The organism is Shewanella sp. POL2 (assembly GCF_000282755.1).
Lineage (GTDB): Bacteria > Pseudomonadota > Gammaproteobacteria > Enterobacterales > Shewanellaceae > Shewanella > Shewanella xiamenensis.
The window spans coordinates 32,224-55,520 of sequence record NZ_AKZL01000019.1 but is presented as its reverse complement, the minus strand read 5'-3'; the positions used below and the strand labels follow the sequence as shown (position 1 = coordinate 55,520).

The 23,297-nt window shown below is 45.6% G+C and carries 19 protein-coding genes; 10 read left to right on the top strand and 9 right to left on the bottom strand.

Annotated elements, in window-relative coordinates; translation table 11 throughout:
• Window positions 1–60 precede the first annotated feature (60 nt).
• Window positions 61–483, bottom strand: a complete 423-nt coding sequence (gene trxC, locus SHEWPOL2_RS07235; RefSeq protein WP_037413568.1) for a thioredoxin TrxC — start codon at window positions 481–483, stop codon at window positions 61–63.
• Window positions 484–673: 190 nt separating this feature from the next.
• Here trxC and SHEWPOL2_RS07225 point away from each other — a divergent pair, with 190 nt between their 5' ends.
• Together SHEWPOL2_RS07225 and SHEWPOL2_RS07220 are read left to right on the top strand one after the other, a co-directional pair.
• On the top strand, window positions 674–1,009 hold the full coding sequence (locus SHEWPOL2_RS07225) for an FKBP-type peptidyl-prolyl cis-trans isomerase (protein WP_011070807.1): 336 nt from the start codon (window positions 674–676) through the stop codon (window positions 1,007–1,009).
• 143 nt (window positions 1,010–1,152) lie between these two features.
• A complete protein-coding gene (locus tag SHEWPOL2_RS07220; protein ID WP_037427374.1) occupies window positions 1,153–2,121 on the top strand; it encodes a sensor domain-containing diguanylate cyclase in 969 nt (322 codons plus the stop codon).
• Window positions 2,122–2,185: 64 nt separating this feature from the next.
• Here the strand turns inward: SHEWPOL2_RS07220 and SHEWPOL2_RS07215 are convergent, their stop codons facing one another.
• From SHEWPOL2_RS07215 to SHEWPOL2_RS07195, 5 genes are all read right to left on the bottom strand, one after another.
• On the bottom strand, window positions 2,186–2,584 hold the full coding sequence (locus tag SHEWPOL2_RS07215) for a DUF1850 domain-containing protein (RefSeq protein ID WP_037427372.1): 399 nt from the start codon (window positions 2,582–2,584) through the stop codon (window positions 2,186–2,188).
• Window positions 2,585–2,619: 35 nt separating this feature from the next.
• Window positions 2,620–4,653 carry a TRAP transporter permease gene (locus tag SHEWPOL2_RS07210; RefSeq protein WP_037427370.1) on the bottom strand — a complete coding sequence of 678 codons (2,034 nt, stop codon included), beginning with the start codon at window positions 4,651–4,653 and terminating at the stop codon, window positions 2,620–2,622.
• A 102-nt stretch (window positions 4,654–4,755) separates the two neighbouring features.
• Window positions 4,756–5,712, bottom strand: a complete 957-nt coding sequence (locus tag SHEWPOL2_RS07205; RefSeq protein ID WP_037427369.1) for a TAXI family TRAP transporter solute-binding subunit — start codon at window positions 5,710–5,712, stop codon at window positions 4,756–4,758.
• Between the two features lie 502 nt (window positions 5,713–6,214).
• Window positions 6,215–6,337, bottom strand: coding sequence for a hypothetical protein (locus tag SHEWPOL2_RS23335; protein WP_037413559.1), 123 nt, complete (start codon window positions 6,335–6,337; stop codon window positions 6,215–6,217).
• A 317-nt stretch (window positions 6,338–6,654) separates the two neighbouring features.
• Window positions 6,655–8,148: a helicase HerA-like domain-containing protein gene (locus tag SHEWPOL2_RS07195; RefSeq protein ID WP_037427367.1), complete on the bottom strand. Its 1,494-nt coding sequence runs from the start codon at window positions 8,146–8,148 to the stop codon at window positions 6,655–6,657.
• Between the two features lie 202 nt (window positions 8,149–8,350).
• On the opposite strand from SHEWPOL2_RS07195, the gene SHEWPOL2_RS07190 reads away from it, so the two are divergent.
• From SHEWPOL2_RS07190 to SHEWPOL2_RS07165, 6 genes are read left to right on the top strand one after another with little or no spacing between them, the layout of a single operon-like run.
• Complete coding sequence (locus SHEWPOL2_RS07190; RefSeq protein WP_037427366.1) at window positions 8,351–8,584, top strand: hypothetical protein; 234 nt, start codon at window positions 8,351–8,353, stop codon at window positions 8,582–8,584.
• A 10-nt stretch (window positions 8,585–8,594) separates the two neighbouring features.
• Window positions 8,595–9,020, top strand: a complete 426-nt coding sequence (locus SHEWPOL2_RS07185; protein ID WP_037427364.1) for a hypothetical protein — start codon at window positions 8,595–8,597, stop codon at window positions 9,018–9,020.
• 47 nt (window positions 9,021–9,067) lie between these two features.
• Window positions 9,068–9,946 (top strand): neutral zinc metallopeptidase, encoded by an 879-nt coding sequence (locus SHEWPOL2_RS07180; protein ID WP_037427362.1) that lies wholly within the window; start codon window positions 9,068–9,070, stop codon window positions 9,944–9,946.
• Between the two features lie 34 nt (window positions 9,947–9,980).
• On the top strand, window positions 9,981–10,388 hold the full coding sequence (locus tag SHEWPOL2_RS07175) for an NUDIX domain-containing protein (protein WP_037427360.1): 408 nt from the start codon (window positions 9,981–9,983) through the stop codon (window positions 10,386–10,388).
• Between the two features lie 42 nt (window positions 10,389–10,430).
• Window positions 10,431–11,435, top strand: coding sequence for an SEC-C domain-containing protein (locus SHEWPOL2_RS07170; protein ID WP_037427358.1), 1,005 nt, complete (start codon window positions 10,431–10,433; stop codon window positions 11,433–11,435).
• Window positions 11,436–11,445: 10 nt separating this feature from the next.
• Entirely contained in the window at window positions 11,446–12,564 is a 1,119-nt protein-coding gene (locus tag SHEWPOL2_RS07165; RefSeq protein ID WP_037413538.1) for a hypothetical protein, read from the top strand.
• A 146-nt stretch (window positions 12,565–12,710) separates the two neighbouring features.
• Here the strand turns inward: SHEWPOL2_RS07165 and SHEWPOL2_RS07160 are convergent, their stop codons facing one another.
• The 3 genes from SHEWPOL2_RS07160 to SHEWPOL2_RS07145 all read right to left on the bottom strand — a co-directional run bounded on the left by SHEWPOL2_RS07160 (window position 12,711) and on the right by SHEWPOL2_RS07145 (window position 19,017).
• Window positions 12,711–14,024, bottom strand: coding sequence for an AAA family ATPase (locus SHEWPOL2_RS07160; RefSeq protein ID WP_037427357.1), 1,314 nt, complete (start codon window positions 14,022–14,024; stop codon window positions 12,711–12,713).
• 686 nt (window positions 14,025–14,710) lie between these two features.
• Window positions 14,711–17,539, bottom strand: coding sequence for a helicase-related protein (locus SHEWPOL2_RS07150; protein ID WP_037427353.1), 2,829 nt, complete (start codon window positions 17,537–17,539; stop codon window positions 14,711–14,713).
• Between the two features lie 32 nt (window positions 17,540–17,571).
• Window positions 17,572–19,017 (bottom strand): hypothetical protein, encoded by a 1,446-nt coding sequence (locus SHEWPOL2_RS07145; RefSeq protein WP_037427351.1) that lies wholly within the window; start codon window positions 19,015–19,017, stop codon window positions 17,572–17,574.
• Window positions 19,018–20,072: 1,055 nt separating this feature from the next.
• Between SHEWPOL2_RS07145 and uvrD the strand changes: the two genes are divergently transcribed.
• Together uvrD and ubiA are read left to right on the top strand one after the other, a co-directional pair.
• The gene (uvrD, locus tag SHEWPOL2_RS07140) at window positions 20,073–22,241 is read left to right on the top strand and encodes a DNA helicase II (RefSeq protein ID WP_037427350.1); all 2,169 of its coding nucleotides are present in this window, start codon (window positions 20,073–20,075) and stop codon (window positions 22,239–22,241) included.
• 125 nt (window positions 22,242–22,366) lie between these two features.
• Complete coding sequence (ubiA, locus tag SHEWPOL2_RS07135; protein ID WP_037413866.1) at window positions 22,367–23,227, top strand: 4-hydroxybenzoate octaprenyltransferase; 861 nt, start codon at window positions 22,367–22,369, stop codon at window positions 23,225–23,227.
• Window positions 23,228–23,297 lie beyond the last annotated feature (70 nt).

The following is a 23,297-nucleotide window of genomic DNA, read 5'->3' as shown; positions in this document are numbered from 1 at the left end:
GATTCATCCAAATAAAAATACCCAGCTCAGCTGGGTATTTTTATGGGCGAAGCACACACATTAGCTATAACGTTTTAACCATTGATCGAACGCTGGCTTAGGTAAGGCGCCGGCTTGCTGCGCGAGGAGTTGTCCCTGCTTGAAAATCATTAAGGTGGGAATGGAGCGAATATTAAATTGAGCCGCAAGGGCTTGTTGTTCTTCAGTATTGATTTTACCGAAGCGGAATCTTGGCTCCCATACTTTTGCGGCCTCAGAAAATATAGGCGCAAAACTCTTACAGGGACCGCACCAGCTGGCCCAAAAATCAACAACTAAGGGCAACTCTGATTTATGGGCATGATTGATAAAATTGGCACTTGTGAGTTCAATCGGAGCCGCCGCAAACAGATTCTGTTTGCATTTGCCGCAGGTCGGCTGCTCAGTTAACCGCTCTTGGGGCACGCGGTTTAAGGTGTCACAGTGGGGGCAAGCGATAATCATAATCTGGCTCCTAAGCTCGGGGATGATCTAGATATGGGGTTGAATAAGTGGAATTTAAAGGAGGATAGGATCAAGCAAGATTGGTATAAGCCACAAAATCCCCACGGCACGCCGACAAGTAGGAGTGTCGATGTTAGAATAGACACTTTGATAAATCACTGTGTTAAGTGAAGAGTAAGAGATTAATTAAATGACTGAATTAGAAATAATCGATCTGGTTGTCGGTGATGGAAAAGAGGCTGTAAAAGGCGCGTTGATCACTACCCAATACCGCGGTTTCTTGCAGGATGGTACGCAGTTCGATTCCTCCTATGACCGTGGTCAGGCATTTCAATGTGTGATTGGGACTGGCCGAGTGATTAAAGGCTGGGACCAAGGGATTATGGGGATGAAAGTGGGCGGCAAACGCAAGTTATTGGTGCCAGCTCATTTAGCCTACGGCGAGCGCCAAGTTGGGGCTCATATCAAACCCAATTCTGATCTCACTTTTGAAATCGAATTGCTTGAAGTACTGACTCGCGACTAAGTATGACAAGATAGTAAGAGTCTGTGTAAGCTCGATAGGGCGAGTATGATCTAGGGTTTTCTCGCCCTCCTCACTATGTCACTTCGGCATTGTTTGTTTTACACTGGACGAGGTTTCCCCACGTTAAGGAAAGAGATTTTTCTGTGGCATCGGATACGGCAGCAGAACAGATTAAGCAACTTCAGGCCGAAATTGCACAGCTTAAACGTGAAAACGCTCAATTAACGGCGTTGAATCGTCGTGCCGAAGAGAAACTATTCGCCGCCCTTGATGGCAATGGTTTGTGCTTATGGGAACAGCATATTCCAAGTGGGAATTTAACCATTTTCAATATGCGCTGGGGCGAAATGCTCGGTTTTAGCCCCGATGAGTTAGCAGCCCATGTTGATATCTGGAAAAGCAAATTACACCCAGAAGATAAAGACTGGGTAATCCAAGCCTTTGAAGATCATGTGAATGGCAAGGCCGATTATTACCAGGCCGTGCACCGAATGCTGCATAAAGATGGCAGCGTTACTTGGGTGTCGGATCGGGGCCGCATTGTAGAACGTTTACCTGATGGTACACCGCTGCGGATGATGGGCAGCCATATCGATATCACCCAAGAAAAGCGTTATGAACTCGATTTAGCGCTACTAGCCCATAGCGACCCACTTACCAACCTGATGAATCGCCAAGCTATAGCCAAGGCCTTCGATGAGTGCTTGCAGCCCGGCATGAGTGGTGCGTTATTTTTTATCGATCTTGATGGTTTTAAAGCCTTAAATGACCGTTACGGCCATAAATTTGGCGACAATTTATTAGTGCACGTTGCAGATTCTTTGGTCGCTCATTCGGGGGAGCAAGCGAAGATCGCACGGTTAGGTGGTGATGAGTTTGTGATCATACTGCCATCCACCGAAATTGAATCATTAAGCATGCTTGCACAATCCTTGCTTGATGTTTATCGACAGGTTTTTTTACTTGAAGGTCATGAAGTGGCGATTGGACTGAGCATCGGCATTGATATTTTTAGTGATGGTGATAGTTTTGCTGAAAGTTGCGAACGTGCAGACGCCGCCATGTATCGCATTAAACATCAAGGGAAAAACGGCTACAGCTTCTCTCGTTAAGAGCATTATTGAGCGCTAATGGGCAGCATCGCGCCTTGCTTGCGCGTCTCTATAAAGTGATCTTTCACTGCTCACAACTCCATACCTCAACAGCGGCATCTTGCTTATTTGGAGGGCCAAGCCAATGACTCATGGCTTGGCATTGCACTTTACCAGTGGCGTTGGCGAAACACAGCTCAAAATCTCCCGCTTCGGGGATGCGACCTAAGCGTAATTTGGGCAGCACGGGCAGCTTGGGCTGATAATGCCAACTTCCATTGTTAAACACCGCATCATCAGGGATTTCCATACCCGCACCTGTGCCTTTCACTCTGGCTTCAACTAACACTAAGCCTTGCGGTGTGAGCTGATAATCTTCTTCCCAGCGGATTTTTTCGATGCTGTGGTTCCAGGCCAAAGTAAAGTGCTCTGTGGGCACTTGTGCCCACAGTGTGCCAGCTAGGCCTAAACATAGACCTAGCATGTTATTGCCTTACCTTCGCATAAAATTCCAAAACATTACCCCTGCTCGGCAAGACGTTTCAGTTTGCGGGCTCTGAGGCTGTGCTGCACGATAAACAGTAGCGCCAGTCCAAAGCCAATTTCATCACTGAGCGGGGTGGCAAGGATCAAACTGGCTCCAGCGAGGAAGCCGATAACCCGTTCCCACCAATAGAGTTTTTGCAGTAAGAAACCCGTAAAAATTACGCCCCAGATACCAATACCAACGGTTGCTTTTAGCACTACAAAACCCGTTGCCAACCAGCTATCGCTTTGCAGCATTAGTGCGGGGTCATAAACCGCCATAAAGGGGATCACAAAGCCCGCGATAGCAATACGAATCGCCCACAGACTGATTTTAAGCCCCGACTCCTTTGCAATCGGCGCGGCCGCAAAACAGGCTAAGGCAACGGGTGGTGTTAAGTCAGCCATAATCCCAAAGTAAAACACAAACATATGGGAGACGATCAGCGGCACGCCTAAATCCAGTAACGCCGGTGCGGCAATTGAGCTGGTAATAATATAGTTAGGGATGGTGGGTATTCCCATGCCTAATACCAGACAAGTGAGCATAGTTAATACTAAGGATAAGAACAGGTTATCCTGCCCGACAGCGAGAATATAGCTGGCAAAAGTGGAGGCTATTCCCGTGAGCGAGACAATACCGATGATCGCTCCCACTAAGGCGCACGCAATCCCAACTGGTACGGCATGGCGTGCACCTTCGACCAATGCATGTAAGCAAATAGTCAGAGTATCTTTACCGCCCTTGATAAACCAACAGATGGCCACGAGTATGGCAATGACTCCAAATACCACGCCAATCCCCATCTGGAAGAAGCCTGCGCACAGCACGCCAAGGGCAATCCAAAAGGCAAAACGTAAGGCATTAGAAGGCAGGCGCAGCACAATGGCTGAGCCTAAGATCACTATCGAGGTCAGCGCTAAACCGACCATGCCCGAGAACAGCGGTGTTCTGCCAGAAAACAGTAAATAAACCAAAATAAACAACGGAATAAGCAGATACCAACGCGCTTTAACCGCCGCCCAAGGATCGGGACACTGATCTTTGGGCAAGCCACAAAGATTGGCGCGTTTGGCTTCTAAATGCACCATCCAAAAAACGGAGCAAAAATACAGTAACGCTGGCAGCAAGGCGGCTTTGGCGATTTCAATAAACGGCACGTTAATGGTTTCGGCCATGATAAAGGCCACTGCGCCCATAATCGGCGGCATGATTTGGCTACCCATACTGGATGTGGCTTCAACACCACCGGCAAAGGCAGGGCGGTAACCAAAGCGTTTCATCAGAGGAATGGTAAATTGTCCAGTGGTCACCACGTTGGCGACGCCCGAGCCTGTGATTGTTCCCATCATCGCCGAGGAAACCACGGCGACTTTGGCCGGGCCACCCAGTTTATGGCCGAATAAGCCCATCGCAAAATCGGTAAACAAACGGATCATGCCTGCTTGTTCTAAAAAGGCACCAAACAAAATAAACAGGAAGATATAAGTGGCCGACACATAAGTTGGAGTGCCATAAAGCCCCTCGGTGCCAAAGGATAACTGGTTGATTATTTGATCAACGCCATAGCCGCGGTGCATTAAGTCGCCGGGGAGGTATTGGCCGAATAAGCCATAGGCTAAGAAAATACAGCAAATGATTGGTAATGCCCAACCCATCACCCGCCGTGCAGCTTCAAACACTAAGACAATCAACACCACGCCAATCACCATATCGGCATCGGTTAATTCACCCGAACGTTGGATCAAGTCGGCCTCAAAAATCCATTGATAGGCGGCCGTTGCCATGCCCGCAAGGCCAAGCAACCAAGCTAAGGGTTGCCAAGGTCGAGCTTTGCCCACGGCGGGATAACTTAAAAAAACCACTAAAAGTAAAAAACCAACGTGGGTTGCCCGTAGCACTTGGGTCGATACGGGGTGAAATGCGGCGGTAATGATTTGAAAAATGGAGAAAATAAGTGCCGTATAAAACAGCGCTTTGGGCCAGTCACTGGTGCTTGCACCTAGGCCTTGTTCGGAATCGCTCATATTTATGCCTCACAGCATTAGACAACAGAGGTCGACGCAGCACTTGGGTAAATCACCCAAGTGCTTAGTTGGAAAAGGGGCGCTCAGATTGAGGTTACACCCTTAGAGTGCGCCAACTTCTTTGAAATAACGCTCCGCACCAGGGTGCAGTGGCGCTGGTAGGTTTTTGGTCGCTTTGTCTAATTGAATCGCTTTTGCCGCTGAGTGCGCATTACCGAGACGATCTAAATGTTCAAACATCAGTTTGGTCATCTGATAGGCTAAATCGTCTGACACTCCCGCGTGAGTGACAAATAGGTTTTGAATCGCAACCGTTGAGACATCAGCAGTTTGACCTTCGTAGGTCGACGCGGGGATGACTCCATGCTGATAGGCAGGATTATTTATTTTGAGGATCACATCTTCGGGAACTTCAACAAAGTTGATTGGCATCGTCGCAGCTAAATCACGGATCGCCGCCATCCCTAAGCCCGAGGATTGTAAGGTTGCATCTAACTGACGGTTTTTAATCAGCTCAACGGATTCAGCGTAAGGTAAAAACTCAACCTTGCCCATATCCTCATAGCTTAAACCAGCCGCTTTGAAGATGGCGCGAGCATTGAGTTCAGTACCCGACTTAGGTGCACCGACAGAAATACGTTTACCTTTTAAATCAGCTAAGGTTTTGATACCTGATTCTTTACTCGCCACTATTTGAATATAGTTAGGATAAGCGGCTGCGAGCACGCGAACCTTATCTAACGGTTTTTTAAAGCCTGCATCGGCATCGCCCTGATAGGCCGCAGCCACTGAATCACCTAAGGCTAAGGCCAGCTCACCACGACCGGCTTGCAGCAAGTTAAGGTTTTCAACCGAGGCTTTAGTGGCTTGTACTGAGGTCTTCGCGTCTTCAATACCTGTACCATAAAGTTGCGACAGTGCCACACCAATCGGGTAATACACACCACTGGTACCACCGGTCAGAATATTGATAAAGGCAGGTGCGGCCGCCATCGTGGCTGCACTGAGTGAGAGAGTTAAAGCTGCGCCCACGGCGATAAAACGTTTGTTGATTTTCATGCTTAAATATCCTTATTTTTTATTGTGTTATATAGGGTAAGAACAATATATACCATTGATTATTTATTTTAGTATCAGACCTTATATACCCAAAACTGTTCAAAATACAAGCTTTGACACGCCTTTCGATACAAGCTAGACAGTGAGTTTTTACGGCTAATGTGCCGAGTTAATCGGTGTAACCATGAGTCGATAATGCGTAGATTACATCTGCATCTAGGAACATATCGGCAAGTGTGTTGCGTTCAGAATGTGTGGATTTAGGTGAATAAAACCATAGCAAAAGACTCAAGCATTGTAGATATTGCTTTAGTCTAGGTGAGGTCCTAAATAAAGGCGTTCTAGCTTATTAATGTTTAAAAAATCAGTATGTTAGCGTTTTTGTGTTTGCGAAATAAATTATCGTTAAGTGGGTGAGAATAAAAAACGGGCTAATAAAAAGGGCTAACCGTAGTTAACCCTTAATCAAGATATTGGAAGCGCACCCTAAGGTGTCACAATATTACTTAACGTTATCGAGGAGGCCTTTAGTCGCGTTTTTGGCGTGCTTTGCAGCGCGTTTTTCCTTGATCGACATTAACGGCTTTTTCTTGGCCTCTTTGCGATTTTTTTGCTCTTTACTCATAGTTAACTCCATGTACTTTCAGTGGTTGTTCATCAGGCTAATCATGTAAGCCATTTGCATAAAACCCGTTCCATGATGTCCTGATTAAAGCGAAACGTTTAAACTCGAATTACACCATTTTTAAATCACAACTATTTAAAACGATTGGTAATTTATTTGAATTTGTTTGCCTCTCTGAGCTGTACTCGCAAAATAATCTTATCACCGAAATCCTAAGGAAGATCCACTCGCTGCTTAGAATAATTCACGCTAATGCTAGTGCTAATCTGTATATAAAATATGCGGTTCAGAACACGGTATTTACACATTTCATTACCTTACCTGCGCGTCGATTTTCCGAGTATACCGCCGAGTAATCCGCGTAAAATTTGTTTTCCGAGTTGATTACCAACGGTTCTCGCCGCTTGTTTCGACAAGGTTTCGGCTAATCCTTGGCGGCGTTTATTACCAAAGATAAGCTCGCTAAACCAGCCTTGCTCAGCTGCTTTGGTCGTTGGCGTACTGGTTGTTTGCGCAGTACCGCTGCCATTCGTCTGTTCGGTATGACGTTGATTCAGTCGCTCGTAGGCGGATTCGCGATTGACTAAAGTATCGTATTTACCACCAATCGGACTCTGATGACGGATAGCGGTTAACTCCTCGGTCGTGGCTGGCCCCATCCGGCAGCGTGGTGGTGCTATTAAGGTGCGCTCAACCATAGTCGGCACACCTTTCTCGGCAAGGGTTGACACTAAGGCTTCGCCCACGGCGAGTTGTGAAATTACCTCGCTGACCACCAATTTAGGATTCGATACAAAGGTTTCGGCTGCGGTTTTAACGGCTTTTTGATCCCTTGGGGTATACGCCCTGAGGGCATGCTGAATGCGATTGCCGAGTTGACCGAGAATTTCATTGGGAATGTCGTCGGGGAATTGCGAGCAGAAATATACCCCGACGCCCTTGGAGCGGATAAGCCGCATAATTTGCTCTATGCGTTTAAGCAAACTTGCTGGGCAGCCCTCAAATAATAGGTGTGCCTCATCAATAAAGAAGACTAATTTAGGTTTATCGAGATCGCCGACTTCGGGTAAATTTTCAAACAGTTCTGATAGCAGCCAGAGTAAGAAGCTGGAATAGAGGCTAGGGGTCAAGATGAGTTTATTGGCGGCTAACAGGTTGATAATGCCGCGCCCTTGCAAATTAGTGCGCATTAAGTCTTCGAGTTGCAATGCTGGCTCGCCAAAAAAGTCTTTGCCGCCATCGCGTTCTAAACCAAGGACTGAGCGTTGAATCGCGGCAAGGGATTGGGCGCTGATAAGCCCATATTTGGCTGAGATGTCTTTGCGCTCATCGGCCACTAAGTTCAGCATGGCGCGCAAATCGTCAAGGTCGAGTAACAATAAACCTTGGTCGTCGGCCAGTTGAAACACTATGTCTAAAATGCTGCTTTGGGTGTCATTGAGTTCGAGAATTCGCCCGAGTAAGGTGGGCCCCATTTCACTCACTGTGGTGCGCAGTGGATGTCCTTGAATCCCTGCTAAGTCCCAGAACACAACAGGATTTGCCTCGGTTTGATAATCCACAATCCCGATTTCAGCGGCCCTTTTTAGTAGCTTATCGTTTGGAGTACCTGCAACCCCGAGTCCTGAAATATCGCCTTTGATATCGGTGATAAATACTGGCACCCCTTGGCGCGAGAAACCTTCGGCTAGGGTCATCAGCGAAACGGTTTTGCCTGTGCCTGTGGCGCCAGCGATAAGTCCGTGGCGGTTGGCATATTTAAGATTTAAGTGAACCTGTTGCTCACCTTTACCTAAGAGTAGAGTATTCAAGCGCAGTCCTTGTCTTCATTAATGCCGTAATGAATCGATGGAGCATCGATCGTGGCTGGATAAAAAATCATCATCCAGTGTTTGCCTTTAGCCAATTTCTGTCAATGCTGATGAATGCATAATCGATACAGCTCAAGTAAAGCTTGCCAATGTTAGTTTGGCTAAGTGTAGTTATTTTGTTGCATTTGTTGAGGCGCCGAAGATGAAAACCCCATTGATTATGTTAGTCTTGTCCACATTATTGTTGACCTCTGGCTGTGCTGAGTTGGCCTGCTCCGCAAGGACGGATGTCGACCCCTACGAGCCAATGCTAGATAAGCAGCGCTGCGTGGCTGAGGCGGATAAGCAGTTAGCTGCCCATGAAAAGGTCAAAAAGGCTGAAGAGGAACAACAGCTTAAAGAAGCTGTGGATCGGGCGATCAAACAACGTCAATAAAAGGATTGATATGAAGGGAGCGGGTGGAACACAGGGCGGTATTGGCCAGTTCTTTATTGGGCTTGCCATGATGTGTGCAGGATTTTATCTGTTATTTAATGCGATACAGGTCAGTTCCAGTTTTGGCTTGGGCTATGGCCTCTACCGCATGAATGCCTTTGGGCAGGGATTTTCGATCACCACAGGTATGGTAATGCTGCCGTTTATCCTCGGGATAGTGATGGTGTTTTTTGATGCCAAGACTAAGCTCGGTTGGCTGCTTACCTTAGGCTCCTTAGTCGCCTTAATTGTTGGCGTGATCAGCTCGATTCAGTTTCACTTTAAAGCCATGTCGGCCTTCGATTTGATCGTGATTTTAGTGTTAGCCTTTGGTGGGCTAGGGCTGTTTTTGCGCTCGTTAAAAGCGGCGCCTACTGAGCAGAATGATCCCAAATAACAGCTAAACTGAAATGTCTATTGCATACCCATAGCCGAGGAAATCCAATGCGTTGGCGTGACAGTGATCGCAGCTCCAATATCGAAGACAGACGGGACCAACAGATGGCGTCGGCGGGTGTGCCCAGCGCGCTCTTGCTTAGGTTATTGCCTTTTCTGCTGCAAACTAAAATCGGCCGAGTGGTATTGCTGCTGGGCGGGTTATATTTTGCGTTTCAATACTTTACCGGCGGATTATCCCTCGAACCGAGTAATCAAGCGGGGTTTAGTCAGTCTCAATCGGCCAGTAATACCGCGGCTCAAGATGAAAATGCCCAGTTTGTGGCGGCGATTCTTGGCACGACGGAGACCGTTTGGAATCAATTGCTACAAGGGCGATATGTCGAACCTAAGCTAGTGCTTTATCGCAATATGACCTCAACCGGATGCGGTTTGGGGCAGGCGCAATCTGGGCCTTTCTATTGCCCCGCTGACGGCAAAGTGTATATTGATTTGAGTTTTCTCGAGGAGTTGAAAAAACTCGGAGCACCGGGGGATTTCGCCTTCGCCTATGTTATCGCCCACGAGGTCGGTCACCATGTACAAAACCTACTCGGCACCAGCACTAAAGTGCGTCAGGCCCAGCAAGCTGCTGGCAAGGCGCAGGCCAATCAACTGAGTGTTGCCCTCGAATTGCAAGCCGACTGTTACGCTGGCGTGTGGGGGCATTATGTCGATAGACAGCTCAATTTGCTTGAGCCTGGCGATGTAGAAGAAGGCATTGCCGCCGCTAGTGCTGTGGGTGATGATCGCCTGCAAAAAATGGCGGGCCTAGCCGTACAACCCGAAGCCTTTACCCATGGTAGTTCGGCTGACAGAGTGAAATGGTTTAATATCGGCTTTGCCTCCGGCAAACCTGCCAGCTGTAATGCTTTTAATAGCAAATAGCGAGCTGGTAATCGCGCCAACGTAGGATGGGTAGATGGCATTTGAAGATAGGTTTCGGCTCAGTAGTCATGCAGTTATCACCAATGAATTAGGGCAAGTGCTGCTGCTCAAAGCGAACTATGGCAATTTTGCTTGGGGTTTACCCGGCGGCGCCTTAGAGCTTGGAGAGACCATTCACGAAGCGCTGCTGCGCGAATGCCAAGAGGAATTGGGATTAGAGGTGAACATTCACTATCTTAGCGGCGTTTATTATCACAGCGCCTATCAATCCCAAGCTTTTATCTTTCGTTGTGAGTTTGCATCTGCCGATGTGATGATTCGCTTAAGTCATGAACACTCAGAGTTTGCCTTCCATGATATCGACACGCTTAGCGCGGTTCAGCAGCAAAGAATCAAAGATTGCCTTAATTTTAACGGTGTCGTCGTGAGTGCAAAGTTTTAAGGCTTTGCCAGTAAGTATCTACAACAATAAAAAGAGACAGCAATGAAACTCGGTCGTAACGATCCTTGCCATTGTGGCAGTGGTAAAAAGTTTAAACGTTGTTGTATGAACAGCGTTTTCCAGCAACATGCCCAAGTGTTCGATGATGTTGAGGCCATGTTGGCAATGAACCCAAATTTGAGCCTTGATGAACTTAACGCAGCTTTACAATACAAAGTGCAAGACCGCAATAATCAACCTCATCCCGATTTTTGTGGCGTAACACCAACACAAATGGCCAATTGGCTTTATGCGCCGTTTGAGCAATTACAGTGGGTGACAATCAGCACACCAGACGATCTTTCAACCAGTCCGGTGATGCGTTATCTAGCGCTAATTCTTGATGAGGCCATGGCGCAAGAAGGCTCCTTCAAAGCCACAAGTAAAGGCAGCTTACCGACTAAGTTGGTTAAACAGGCCAGTGAGTTATTACCTGAGTTTGCCGTTGCTCAGTTTCCAATAAATATTAGCATCAGCGAGTTTGCGGGCAGTAACGAAGATAAATTTAATGCCTTGCACTACACCCGAGTGTTAGCCGACATTTGCGGTATTATTTACCTTCGTAGTGGCCGTTATCACGTTAAAAAGTCAGCGCAAAAGCAGTATCAAGCTCTAGGCATACAGGCATTTTTTAAACCTATGTTAGAGGCCGCCATCAGCCAATATAACTGGGGATATTTGGACGGTTTTGAATACGATATCGACTTGCGACCCTTTTGGCTGTTTATGCTGTGGCGCCTACAAGGTCATCACAGTGTAGAAAAGCTGGTGAAAGAGGTGATGACAGCTTTCCCCGATTTACTTCAGTCCTTGCCTACGGATGATTACTTCTCGCCAGAAAGAAGTTTAAGCATGCTCATCGAATCAAGATTTATTGAGCGATTTTTACAGTTTTGGGGATTTTTGATCATTGAGCCAAGGCGTTACAAAGGCGCTGAACCGATCGGCAGAGTTGTTAAGGTACAGCCTTTGTTAAAACAAACTTTTCAATTCACCATTAACGCATAGCAAGGCCATCGTGAGCGAATATCAATACTATAAATTCGAGCGTCTGGATGGTTACTTAGATGCTAAGGCGCGCCAAGCACTCAGAACCATTTCAAGCCGTGCGGACATCACTGCTACGTCCTTTCAGGTGTATTACACCTACAGTGACTTAAAGGCGGAACCTTCTACGCTGATGTTAAAATACTTCGATATCGGGTTTTACTATGCCGATTGGGGCTCAATCGATGTATACATCAAGTTACCTGCCGGAACGATCCCTGAAGCGTTGCTTGCCTTTTCAAGCGATGGGCTTCATGTACATCAAAGCGATGAGTGGCAACTGCTGATTTTTTCCATCGAAGAGTATGGCGAGTATTTTGACGATGAACAGGCTGACGACTTTTTCCAGCATTTAGCTGGGTTACGTAGCGAGTTAATCCACGGGAATTGGTGTCTTGTGTACTTTATGTGGCTCAAAGCGTTTGATTGTAATGAAGAACCTGAAGAAATACCGTTAATTCAATACGATTTTGAGCATCTCAGTGAAGAGGTGCAGACGTTTGCGGCGCTGTATGATATTCCGTTAGCATGGGTTAAGGCACTTGCGATGGTGCTGAACGAACAACCAAGTCACCAAGCCAAACAAGCCCAATTTCAGTTTGATGCGTGGCTGCATAATCTCACGGATGCGGAGAAAGACACGCTATTACGCACGCTGTTTGAGCAAGGCCAGCTAACCCGTCACCAAGCCTTAGCACTGACGCGAAAAGAATCGGCCAACACCGACGAAATCTATCAATACTGGTTAACCCCCGACCTGATTTCCCCTTTCATAGAGCAAGCGCAAAGCCAATTACAGCAAGAGCAAGCTGAGGCGCTCGCAAAAAAATTAGCCATCGAAAAAGCGGAAAAAGAGAAGATGTTGACGGATATCTACAATCAGCGTGAGCACAGCTGGCAGCAAGCACAAGAGCAAGCGAATCGCACCTGCGCCAGTGGCTATGATGAGGCAGCACGCTATTTGCATCAGCTGTTTGAGGCATATCAGTTTAAAGCGGATAACGTGGCGTTTGAGCAACGTTTTAAGCGCTTTGTTGTGACTAATAATGGTCGTAAAGCGCTGTTAAACCGGTTAAGTGATTTGCTTTAAATAATGGGGTTACAGACAGGCCAAGCGTTGTTAGCAAAAAATATCGTTCAGTTTTGATTGGCTGAAAGCTTGTATGCTCCTTAGGTCTACAGATTGTTACTCATAAAGTCACTTTGTGTAGACCTCGGGATGCTAAGCAAGGCTCTTTACCATCTCTGTGGTAAATACTGGGTGAAATACAAAGGCATTACAATATTGGTTTGTTCTAACGCCGATGAGCCTTGTGTGCCAGTTAACTTAAAGGTTTTACTTGGAGCACATTTTTCAACGTAGGATGCCAACGATTTAGCTCTGGTACGTTTGCCACTTTTGACTTCAACAGGGATGATATCGCCTTCATCGGTTGCCAAAATAAACTCGATTTCGGCGCGAGCGTCATTCCATGAATAGCTTGGGTCAACGCCAATAGCAGTGAGCTCTTGTTGTACAAAGTTTTCAGCCACATAGCCTTTGTATTCGTAATTTTGTTGCTTAATCTCTTTATAACTGCTGCCCAGCATATGATTGAGCAGCCCCACATCAAATAGAAACAATTTAACCATATTTTCTTTTTTATAGGCCGCCAGCGGCGATTTCGGCAGCCCTTCAATAGGGTAGTTTGGCAAGGCTAAGCGGCAGCAGTGAAGCCAATGGATCGCGGTCTCAAAATCGCTATAACGAGATTTACGCTCATGCACATGTTTAAATTTAAAGCGTTTAACGGACTCATCGCTGACAAGTGATAGCTGCGCTGGAATACTGTTAAACACAGATTCAATCAGTGTGGCATCAACCCTGCCCGCGTACTTGCCAAAATCGCGGCGATAACCTTCAACTAAATCGGCATGAATTTTTGTGACTTTTTCAACCCGCTCTAAAATGCTCGCATCTTTCAACCTATACCAAGCGGAAACGGCTTCTGGCATACCACCGGTAAAAAAGTAATCTGTAAGTTTATCCATCAATTTAGTGTGCACCGCCGGTGTGCTTGCTTGGGCTTCAAACGCTTTGATCAGTGCTTGCTCGTTGGATGCGTAAATAAATTCTTGGAAGGTCAGAGGTCGTAAATTGTATTGTTCTACCTTACCTACAGGGAAGGTGTTGAGCAAACCAATATTCGAGCCGCTTGCTGCGACAAAATAGGACGGTGCTTTTTCAGCAAAATACTTTAGTGAGGTAACGGCACGCTCACATTCGCCAATTTCATCTAATATCAGCAGATCGGTTTCTGGGTTGAACGCCTGATTGGTCAACAGCTCAATGTTAATTATTAGCTCGTCTGGTGACAGTGAGCCATCGAATGCTTGTTTGTAGGCGGGATTTTCAAGAAAGTCGATACGCAGGATGTTGGCAAAGGTGTTACCAAACAACTCTTGCAGCAGATAGGTTTTACCCGTTTGTCTTGCGCCATCGATCAATAATGGCTTGCGCACAGGTTGATTTTTCCATGCGATTAAGGCGTTGAGTAGGTTGCGCTGCATTGTCATTTCCCGTCAATTAAGATTGTTAACGGCCTATACTATAACTCATTCCGCACTTTTATGCGCATAAAAGTGCGGAATTTTACACTTTTATGCGCATAAAAAGTGATAATTCGATCTGTTTCATGCATGTTACTCTTTATTTAATTCAAAATTAACGAGTTACCGATTGTTAAATTTATAAAATTAAAGTCAAAGTCGTGGGGCTTCACCCCCTGATTTTTAATCAAGAGTCGACCAAGATGGCTGCTCGTCCTATCCTCCTTGCCTATTGTTTTCACATTAGCCAAGACGCCTATAACGGAGTTGAAAGCCCCTTTGGCATTAAGCGTTCTTGCTATCGCGTCAGACACTCAGTCCCTGATTCGACTGACGCTATCTCGGCATCTGATAGGCAGGATGCCTGAATGTCGTGAAGTGCATGGTCAATGATGTTCCATACATCATTCTGACATTTCCCATTTCCCTATGGATCAGATGCACGAGAACGGCCATGTCGAGACTCTCGCTATTTGTCTATTCGCCCTGCGGCAACTCCGAGGGGATGGCGTATTCCTTTGATTTTTGAGTTGTCTGTTGGTCACTTAAAGCATTGAAGAGCTGTGGATACCTTGTTTCACCCCTCAATAAACTCTCATAAGCTCGACATTTACCGATTTTCATTTGAGGTTGTCCATTTTTATCTATTAATTATCTAACCATGCACCGCACACCCAATCCACATGATCTGGTATCACATTGATTTCAGATGAGGCGTTAAGTACTTTCTGTGCTGCTTGCTCGACCAATTGAAACCACTGTTCATTTACGTCTCTGGTAGGAATAACGCTACTAGTCTCAGCTTCTTCTAAAAACCAGTCGCCTAGAATTTTAGGATTCTGATAAACTCGCGCTCCCTGAATAAAGAAGGCTGCAAAATCTTGCTTCATGCGTCTTCCATAAACATCTTGCCATCTCAAATTTGCGGTAATAAATGATTCGCCACTTAAATTGCGAGCACAAACGGATGCAGTCTTACCTCCGAAGCTAAAACTACATGCTGTTCGAACGAATAGTTGCATTAATGACGCATTCATATCCATCATTACCGTATTCTTGCGACTTCTTGCCATAACGCGATATATAGTAATATCGAGTGCGCTGGACCGAGTCCCTAACTCATTCATGACGTTATCTGGCAACCTCAACTGAAGTACCTTATCATCATGTATCCGTTTAATAATTTCGATATTTAACTGCTTACACATCCCTTCAATAAAGGCCAGTTGATGGGCTGTCGTTATTATTAATTCGTTTGCTAAATCTTCAGGGTTATAGCGCGAAACGTATTTAAATAAATCACGCTGTAAATTTGTCGCATTTTTTGCACGTTCAAGTGCTTCTTTAATCCTTTCCTCTGTGCGTTCAATTCCTCCAGAAGAAGCTTGCTCAAGAATTTCTTCTAGGTCCAAAAGATTAGAGACTTCACCGAGAATGTCGTCTTTTAACGCCTCATTAAATTCATCGCCTTGCACTGCTGCCATGTCACTAACAACCTGTTCAATACGCTGATACATCAAAGCGATAATTTGTTCATCAACAGTTCCCGGTGAGTTCACGTTAAGCACAACGACTTTCTTCTGCTGACCATATCGATACAAACGGCCTATCCGTTGAACAAGTCGCATTGGGTTCCATGGCAAATCATAGTTGACCATGATGTGACAATGTTGCTGCAGGTTAATACCTTCGCCACCCGCCTCAGTTGAAATTAAGAATTGCGCTTCATTATCAAACTGCCAGATGACGTCTCGTCTTTCATCATGAGACATACCACCGTGCAATAGCACAACTTTATCCTCACCAAACTGACCCGTGATAGCTTCTTTGATGTATTCTTGGGTTGCTCTGTATTCTGAGAAAATTAGAATTTTTTCATTCGGATTATCTTTGAGGAGCTGCTTTAACAACGTATCCATAAAGCGCGATAGTTTGTCATCATGATTTATTAACTGTTCAACTCGAGTGATCAGTAATTTTAGAAGCTCAATCTCACCGTCAAAAAACTCTTCACGACTATCTTGGTCAGAACTAACCGTAAACTCTTCTAATTCTCCTTGAAAACGTTCATCTTCGATAAAATTAGACTGAATTATTTCATCTAAAACATCGTTTTCTAACCGGCTAAGTCGGCGATATAGTGCCCTTCGAATAGCTGCAACACTTGACGCTGCCAGCTTTCTATACACCGTCATTACAAAGCCAATTGCATTTCCCGAATAGCCCTTATTTTTTCCCGCTTGATAGCCTTTACGTAAGTAATTTTGTAGAGCCTGATCAAAATCAATAGATTGCTGATTGACTGGCACTTCTAAAGCAATGGTCGATTTGCCATGGAATACGAAGTTTCCTTCAGAATCAGTAACATCAGCCTTGTAGTTCCGTATTACTATGTCCTGAAGCAAGACCGGTTTTAATGAAAGCAAAGCAAAATCATTCTTTCTATCTGGTCTTAGCAATTCGAGTAAAGAAATGAACTTATCCTGCATACCTTGGTGAGGTGTTGCCGTTAGTAACAGTATCGAACGAGCCTTTTTTGATCTCCTCAAACTAAGCGCCAAATTAAAACGCTCAGAAGTGTCATAGTGCAGACCATATTGCCGACGAGAAAGCCGATGCGCCTCATCAAACACCACTAGATCCCAAGCGTCCGCTTGTAGGAGTAGTTCTAGATGTGACTCTTGTTTCAACTTATCAATGGATGCAATTACATGGTCGTGCATCTTCCATTCACGAGGCTCATGAATATGAAAATGATGACCATATATTTGAAAATCCCCCAATCCGAATTTTTCGTGCATTTCCTCTTGCCACTGGCGGGTAAGACCTGCAGGAGTAATAAGTAAAATTCTTTTGGCTTGCCCTCGTTGCTGTAATGCATACAGTAACATGCCTGTTTCAATCGTTTTCCCTAAACCAACATCATCAGCAATTAGCCAATCTAGACTCCCAGAATTTAAAATTCGATGCACTAAATGAATTTGATGTGGTAATGGGTCAATCTCTAAGCTAGAAAGCGCGCCAGTGTTTTCATTCCAATTGCGCAACGCATGGGCCAAAGCTTTTAACCGCAAACGTTCTGCCACATTTCCTTCTGATTGAGAACCAACAATATATGCATGTTTTACCCCTTTGATTTGTTTCAAGGCAAAATAGGGAAGCCAGCGTCTCTCGTTGCTTTCAGGAAACTCAACCAAATGCTGTGTAGTACCATTAGCACTTCGACTTTGAATAATAACCCCTTCACCAAACGAATAAAGGTCATCAATTGCCAACATCACGTCTGTACCCAGTCTAAAACCCGAGTTAACATCCGCTGGTCGAACAAACGATCTTTCATGTTCTGGCAACCACAGTACCTTTAATGTAATAAGCTCACCATCAACGGTCTGCCTTTCTACAATGCCAGTTCGAATAGTGCCATTAGGTAATTTTTGACTAACCCAACACCCTGGAGATGGAGCGCAACTGTTCATACTCTGTGTTCCCTGTCAGTTATATCATCAGTCTAATTTCGATTTAGTTGATAATATTCATCATCATAAATAACATCTTGGCAAAAACGCATATTTCTGAATTCACAACGTTCAATTGAATAGCCGTATAATGCCAATTCTCGGATCAATTCTTGGTCATTAAAATCAATATCACCAATGTCAGAAAAATCTAACTCACGCGCAGTACACATTGAGCCAAAACCTGCATCATACTCATATAAAACATCATCTTTTTCTAACTGATCGAGCGTGGCATTAAGATATTTTGCAAATGCGCGGTAAGAACGCCTCAGTGATTGACTATTGAACCAACGGTCATAAATGCTATCTAGACTCTCTAAAAACACATCATCATCAGATAAACCGTTTTGACATTGCGAAACAATTGTCACAAAGCGCAAACTTTGCGCCCAACTGAAATTGCTGTAACTGGCGTCACTTTCCCCATTACGATAAAAACTAATCCAATATTTGGGAAGCTGCTGCCAAGCATCTCGCAAAAATTTTGCAGATCTTAATACCTCAGGTTGCATCCCTGCATCAGCATAGAAGTTAAGAAACTTCACAACCGCACCATAAGATTTCACCGAGAAGATATCAGTGAGTAAATCCAGTGTTGAATGGGGCCAGTTATGACGAGCAATAAACGCCGCGGCTAGCTGAACGGCGCGTTGTTCTATCGTTATATGGTCTTCAGCGTAAAAGTCAGCTGATTCAGCTTCGCTTTCGATTAAATCATCAGGGTCAATAAAATAGGTGTCATTTAGCCCAATAATCTCATCTAATAACAATTCTGCGGCAGGATCTGTAGTAACATCATAAATATCCGAATATCGATCTGCGTCGCTGCACATGTCGATAGTGACTACATCATTTTCCGCACTACCAGCGTCGATTTCGGCGCAATCATCAAAAGTCACTTCGTCATTTACTTCGAACGTTACTGTAGAAATTTCATTCTGAATATCATCTTCAACAGGCTGTTCACCACAGTGTGGTGATAATGCGTCCGAAGTGTTTGTTTCCTGCTGGATTGATCCGTTATTAACGTAAATTGACGATGTATGGGGCTGTTCAGTAACTAGGTCAGAACTTTCACTTGAAAAAATCGGTACTGCTTGCTCTTCCATACCGTAAAAATATTGATCATGTGTATAGTTAAGTTGCTGGTTATCAAGGTAATCGAGGTCAGCTATATGAATATATTCATCAACAATTGGTTCGAAAATGAAGTTATCACGCCGTAATTCATCACGGCGTAAAAATGCGTCTCTCGCTTTATCCAGTTTGCCAAGCTTTTTTAAAATGTTTCCGTAAAACTCCCAGATTCGAGGTGTTCCTGTTTCTTCATACAAGTATTGCTCTAATACCTTCCTAGCACGCTTAAAATCATGACCAGCGATAGCACTTTTGACTTGTCGGATTAACATCTCGTTCTTGGGGTTATCGCTCTCCATTGCGTTATATCCTTAATTCTAGTCCCGAACAGGCTCTCTCTGAACATGAATAGCTTTATCAACCTTTACCTGTGTGGACACCGTAATATGCTGCATTATTATTCACTTAGCTTGAGTAAAGCTCTTATAAGAGTTTATGTTTCGCTTGATGGACAAGATAAATAAACAATTGATCATGCTCTTTGAGAAAACCAAAAATTTAAAGCTCTCTGAGTGATGGCACCAACTCTGATCCTCAGTTTCAGCGAATTAAGTTGATCTTTAGTAGTCGAGCTCTATCACGCATATTGACTTTATTTTAATCGTTTCACGGTATCAGATTGATTCAGATAGGCAAAGGTGGAGCTAATGTTTTGAGATGATGATAACAATTTTTTAACTGATAGATTAGTTATCAGAAAACTTGAATTGATGAATAGAGCTAATCGCTAAAAAGAAAGAGCGAACAGGTTGTAATAACTGTGTCGATGATTTTTTAAATCTAAGATATCAATTAATGCGTCTTTTGAGATTGCCGCCCCAGTCTTGTTATCGTAATGCGCCATGATTTAGTTGTAAGAGCGGGAATAAAGATAGGGGGCAGTTGCTTTTTCGCATTTTATCTTTGCTGGCTAACAGAGAGATGCAAAGGTTAATAGGATTAAGCGCTGTCATGGAAGTGACCGTCCGTGACATGGTCGCTCTTTCACATCCATGTGATCGCGACATTCGTAAATCCTTTTACATCAGATGCCGTCGTCGAGCCTATAGGGACATATTCACGGCGTGTCACTGGAATGACAGTGCTTAATCGTTGAAACAGAATGATGAACACCCTTTCTATGAGTAATTAATACCGCTGTGTCTTTGTTTAATTCCAACCCAAAACAAATACAAGCTGGATTCCCGCTCACAAGCATTGCGGCAATGACAGTGCTTAAGAATGGACTGTTCCATACCGATCATCTTATGGCTACTGTCTCGTGCTTCTTGGCTTATGCCTCTTGTCTTGTGGATCAGGCGCGCAGGTGGGATTTCTTCTGTTATAATGCCCCCTCGATTTTTTGGAGGCGAGAATGGACGTATCTTCTTTACTAGACGGCCTGAATGATAAACAGCGCGAGGCTGTCGCGGCACCGCAATCTAGCATGTTAGTGCTTGCGGGGGCGGGCAGTGGTAAAACGCGGGTGTTAACCCACCGTATCGCGTGGTTAATGCAGGTTGAACAGCAGAGTCCTTACTCGATTTTAGCCGTGACGTTTACCAATAAAGCTGCGGCCGAGATGCGTGAGCGGGTTGAAAAAGTCGCTGGCACCAATATGGGGCGGATGTGGATTGGCACCTTCCACGGGCTAGCGCATCGTTTATTACGCACTCACTTCCAAGATGCGGGATTACCGCAGAGCTTCCAAATTCTTGATTCAGACGATCAGCTGCGCTTGCTGAAACGCATCCTTAAAAGTTTGAATCTGGATGAAAAACAATATCCTCCCCGTCAGGCGCAGGGTTATATCAATGGCAAGAAAGACCAAGGATTGCGGCCTAAGCATATCGATGCGGGTGGTTTTCCGATTGAGCAAAACCTGCTGAAGATTTATCAGGTTTATCAAGAGTCTTGTGATCGCGCTGGCCTTGTCGACTTTGCCGAAATCCTGCTGCGTGCCCACGAGCTTTGGCTCAATAAGCCGCATTTGCTGGCACATTATCAAGAGCGTTTTAAGCATATTCTGGTAGACGAGTTCCAAGATACCAACGCCATTCAATATGCCTGGATCCGCGTGCTTGCCGGCCAAACTGCCAATGTGATGATCGTCGGTGATGACGACCAATCGATTTACGGTTGGCGTGGTGCTCAGGTTGAAAACCTACACCGCTTCCTGAAGGATTTCCCCACGGCGACCACGATTCGTCTCGAACAAAATTATCGCTCCAAGGGCAATATTTTGAAGGCGTCGAACGCCCTTATTGCCAATAACCCCGAGCGTTTAGGTAAAGAGCTGTGGACTGACGAAGCCGATGGTGAGCCGATTTCCCTCTACTGCGCCTTTAACGAAATGGATGAGGCGCGCTTTATTGTCGGCCGGATCAATGATTGGTACGAAAAAGGCGGCAATTTAAGTGACTGCGCGATTTTATATCGCTCAAACGCCCAGTCGCGCGTGCTAGAGGAAGCCTTATTACACAAAGGCTTAGCCTATCGGATTTACGGTGGCCTGCGCTTTTTCGAACGCCAAGAGATTAAAGACGCTATGGGTTATATGCGGCTTATCAGCAATAAAAATGATGATGCCGCCTTCGAGCGAGTGGTTAATACGCCGCCCCGTGGCATTGGCGATCGCACCTTAGATATTCTGCGTTCGACCGCGCGTCAGCAAGAGCTTACGTTATGGCAGGCCTGTTTACGGCTGCTGGATGAAAAAGTGCTTGCGGGCCGCGCAGCCTCAGCGGTGAGTGGTTTTATGGATCTTATCGTCACCCTGCAGGAAGAAACTCAGGATATGGCGCTGTACCGGATGACGGACACAGTGATCCAAGCCTCTGGCCTCAAAGCCATGTACGAAGCGGAAAAGGGCGAAAAGGCCCACGCTCGTATCGAAAACTTAGAGGAACTCGTCACCGCCGCGCGCACCTTCGAAATGCCAGAGGAGCTTGAGGATATGGGCGAGCTTAACGCCTTCTTATCCCATGCGGCCTTAGAGGCGGGCGAAGGTCAGGCCGACGCCTTTACCGATGCAGTACAGCTGATGACACTGCACTCGGCCAAGGGGCTGGAGTTTACTATGGTGTTTATGGCGGGTGTCGAGGAGGGGATCTTCCCGAGTAAGATGGCGCTCGAAGAGGGTGACAGACTCGATGAGGAACGCCGCCTCTGTTACGTGGGCATGACCCGCGCGATGGAAAAACTCTATATCACCTATGCCGAGTCTCGCCGTATTTATGGCCGTGAAGATTACGCCCGTCCATCACGCTTTATTAAGGAAATTCCGCCGCAATATGTGGACGAAATTCGCTTAAAGGCGCAGGTGTCGACACCGATGGCGAATAATCGCTTCAGTGCGCAAAAGTCGGCGGTCGCCAACGATACTGGCTTTAGCGTTGGGCAAAGAGTGCATCATCCAAAGTTTGGTGACGGCAAAGTGACTAACTTTGAAGGCAGTGGCGCACAGGCGCGGGTACAGGTGAATTTTAGTGATTTTGGCAGTAAGTGGCTGGTGGTGGCTTACGCGCGCTTAGAGGCGCGTTGATTGGCATGAATGTCATGATTTTGTGACAGTTTCAGCCTATGCAAATTCGCTTAAAAGGGGGCTAGGGTATATGATGTTTACCCTAGCAACCGAGATAAAAAATTAGGTTTGGGAGTAGTTAGTTAATGAATCTAAAGCAGAAGTGGGACGTTTATTCCCGCCTGACTCGACTCGACCGTCCTATCGGCACCTTGTTATTACTCTGGCCGTGTTTGATGGCGCTGGTGCTAGCAGCAGGTGGTATGCCCGATCTTAAGGTGCTCATTATCTTCATTATTGGTGTGGTGATTATGCGTGCCTGTGGCTGCATTATTAACGACTATGCCGATCGCGATCTCGACTCCCACGTTGAACGTACCAAATCCCGCCCTCTCGCCAGCGGCGAAATCAGCACCAAAGAAGCGTTATTACTGTTTGTGATCTTAGGTTTAGCCGCTTTTGGTTTAGTCTTACTGCTCAATGGCTTAGTGGTTAAATTATCCGTTGTAGGCATTATCCTCACCATTATTTACCCCTTTACTAAGCGGGTAACAAACATGCCGCAGATGTTTTTGGGTGTGGTATGGAGCTGGTCTATCCCCATGGCCTATGCGGCGCAAACCGGTGAAGTGCCCATCGAAGCCTGGTGGTTATTTGCGGCGAATTGGTTTTGGACTGTGGCCTACGACACCATGTACGCCATGGTCGATAGGGATGATGATTTAAAAGTCGGTATCAAATCAACCGCCATTCTTTTTGGCCAATATGACCGTCAAATCATTGGATTATTTCAACTGGCTGCACTGCTGTGTTTTATCGCCGCGGGTTGGAGTGCCGACCGTGGCCTGCTTTATGGTCTAGGATTGCTGACCTTTGTTGGTTTTAGCACTTACCAACAGATGTTGATTTTTGGCCGCGAAAGAGCCCCTTGTTTTAAAGCCTTTCTCAACAATAACTGGGCAGGGTTAGCCTTATTTATTGGTCTCGGAGCCGATTACCTGTTTTAAGTTTTCCTCTCCGTTTGTATGAGTGCTATCAGGCGTGTCGCCTGATAGCCGCTCAAAACTTAGCTCAAGC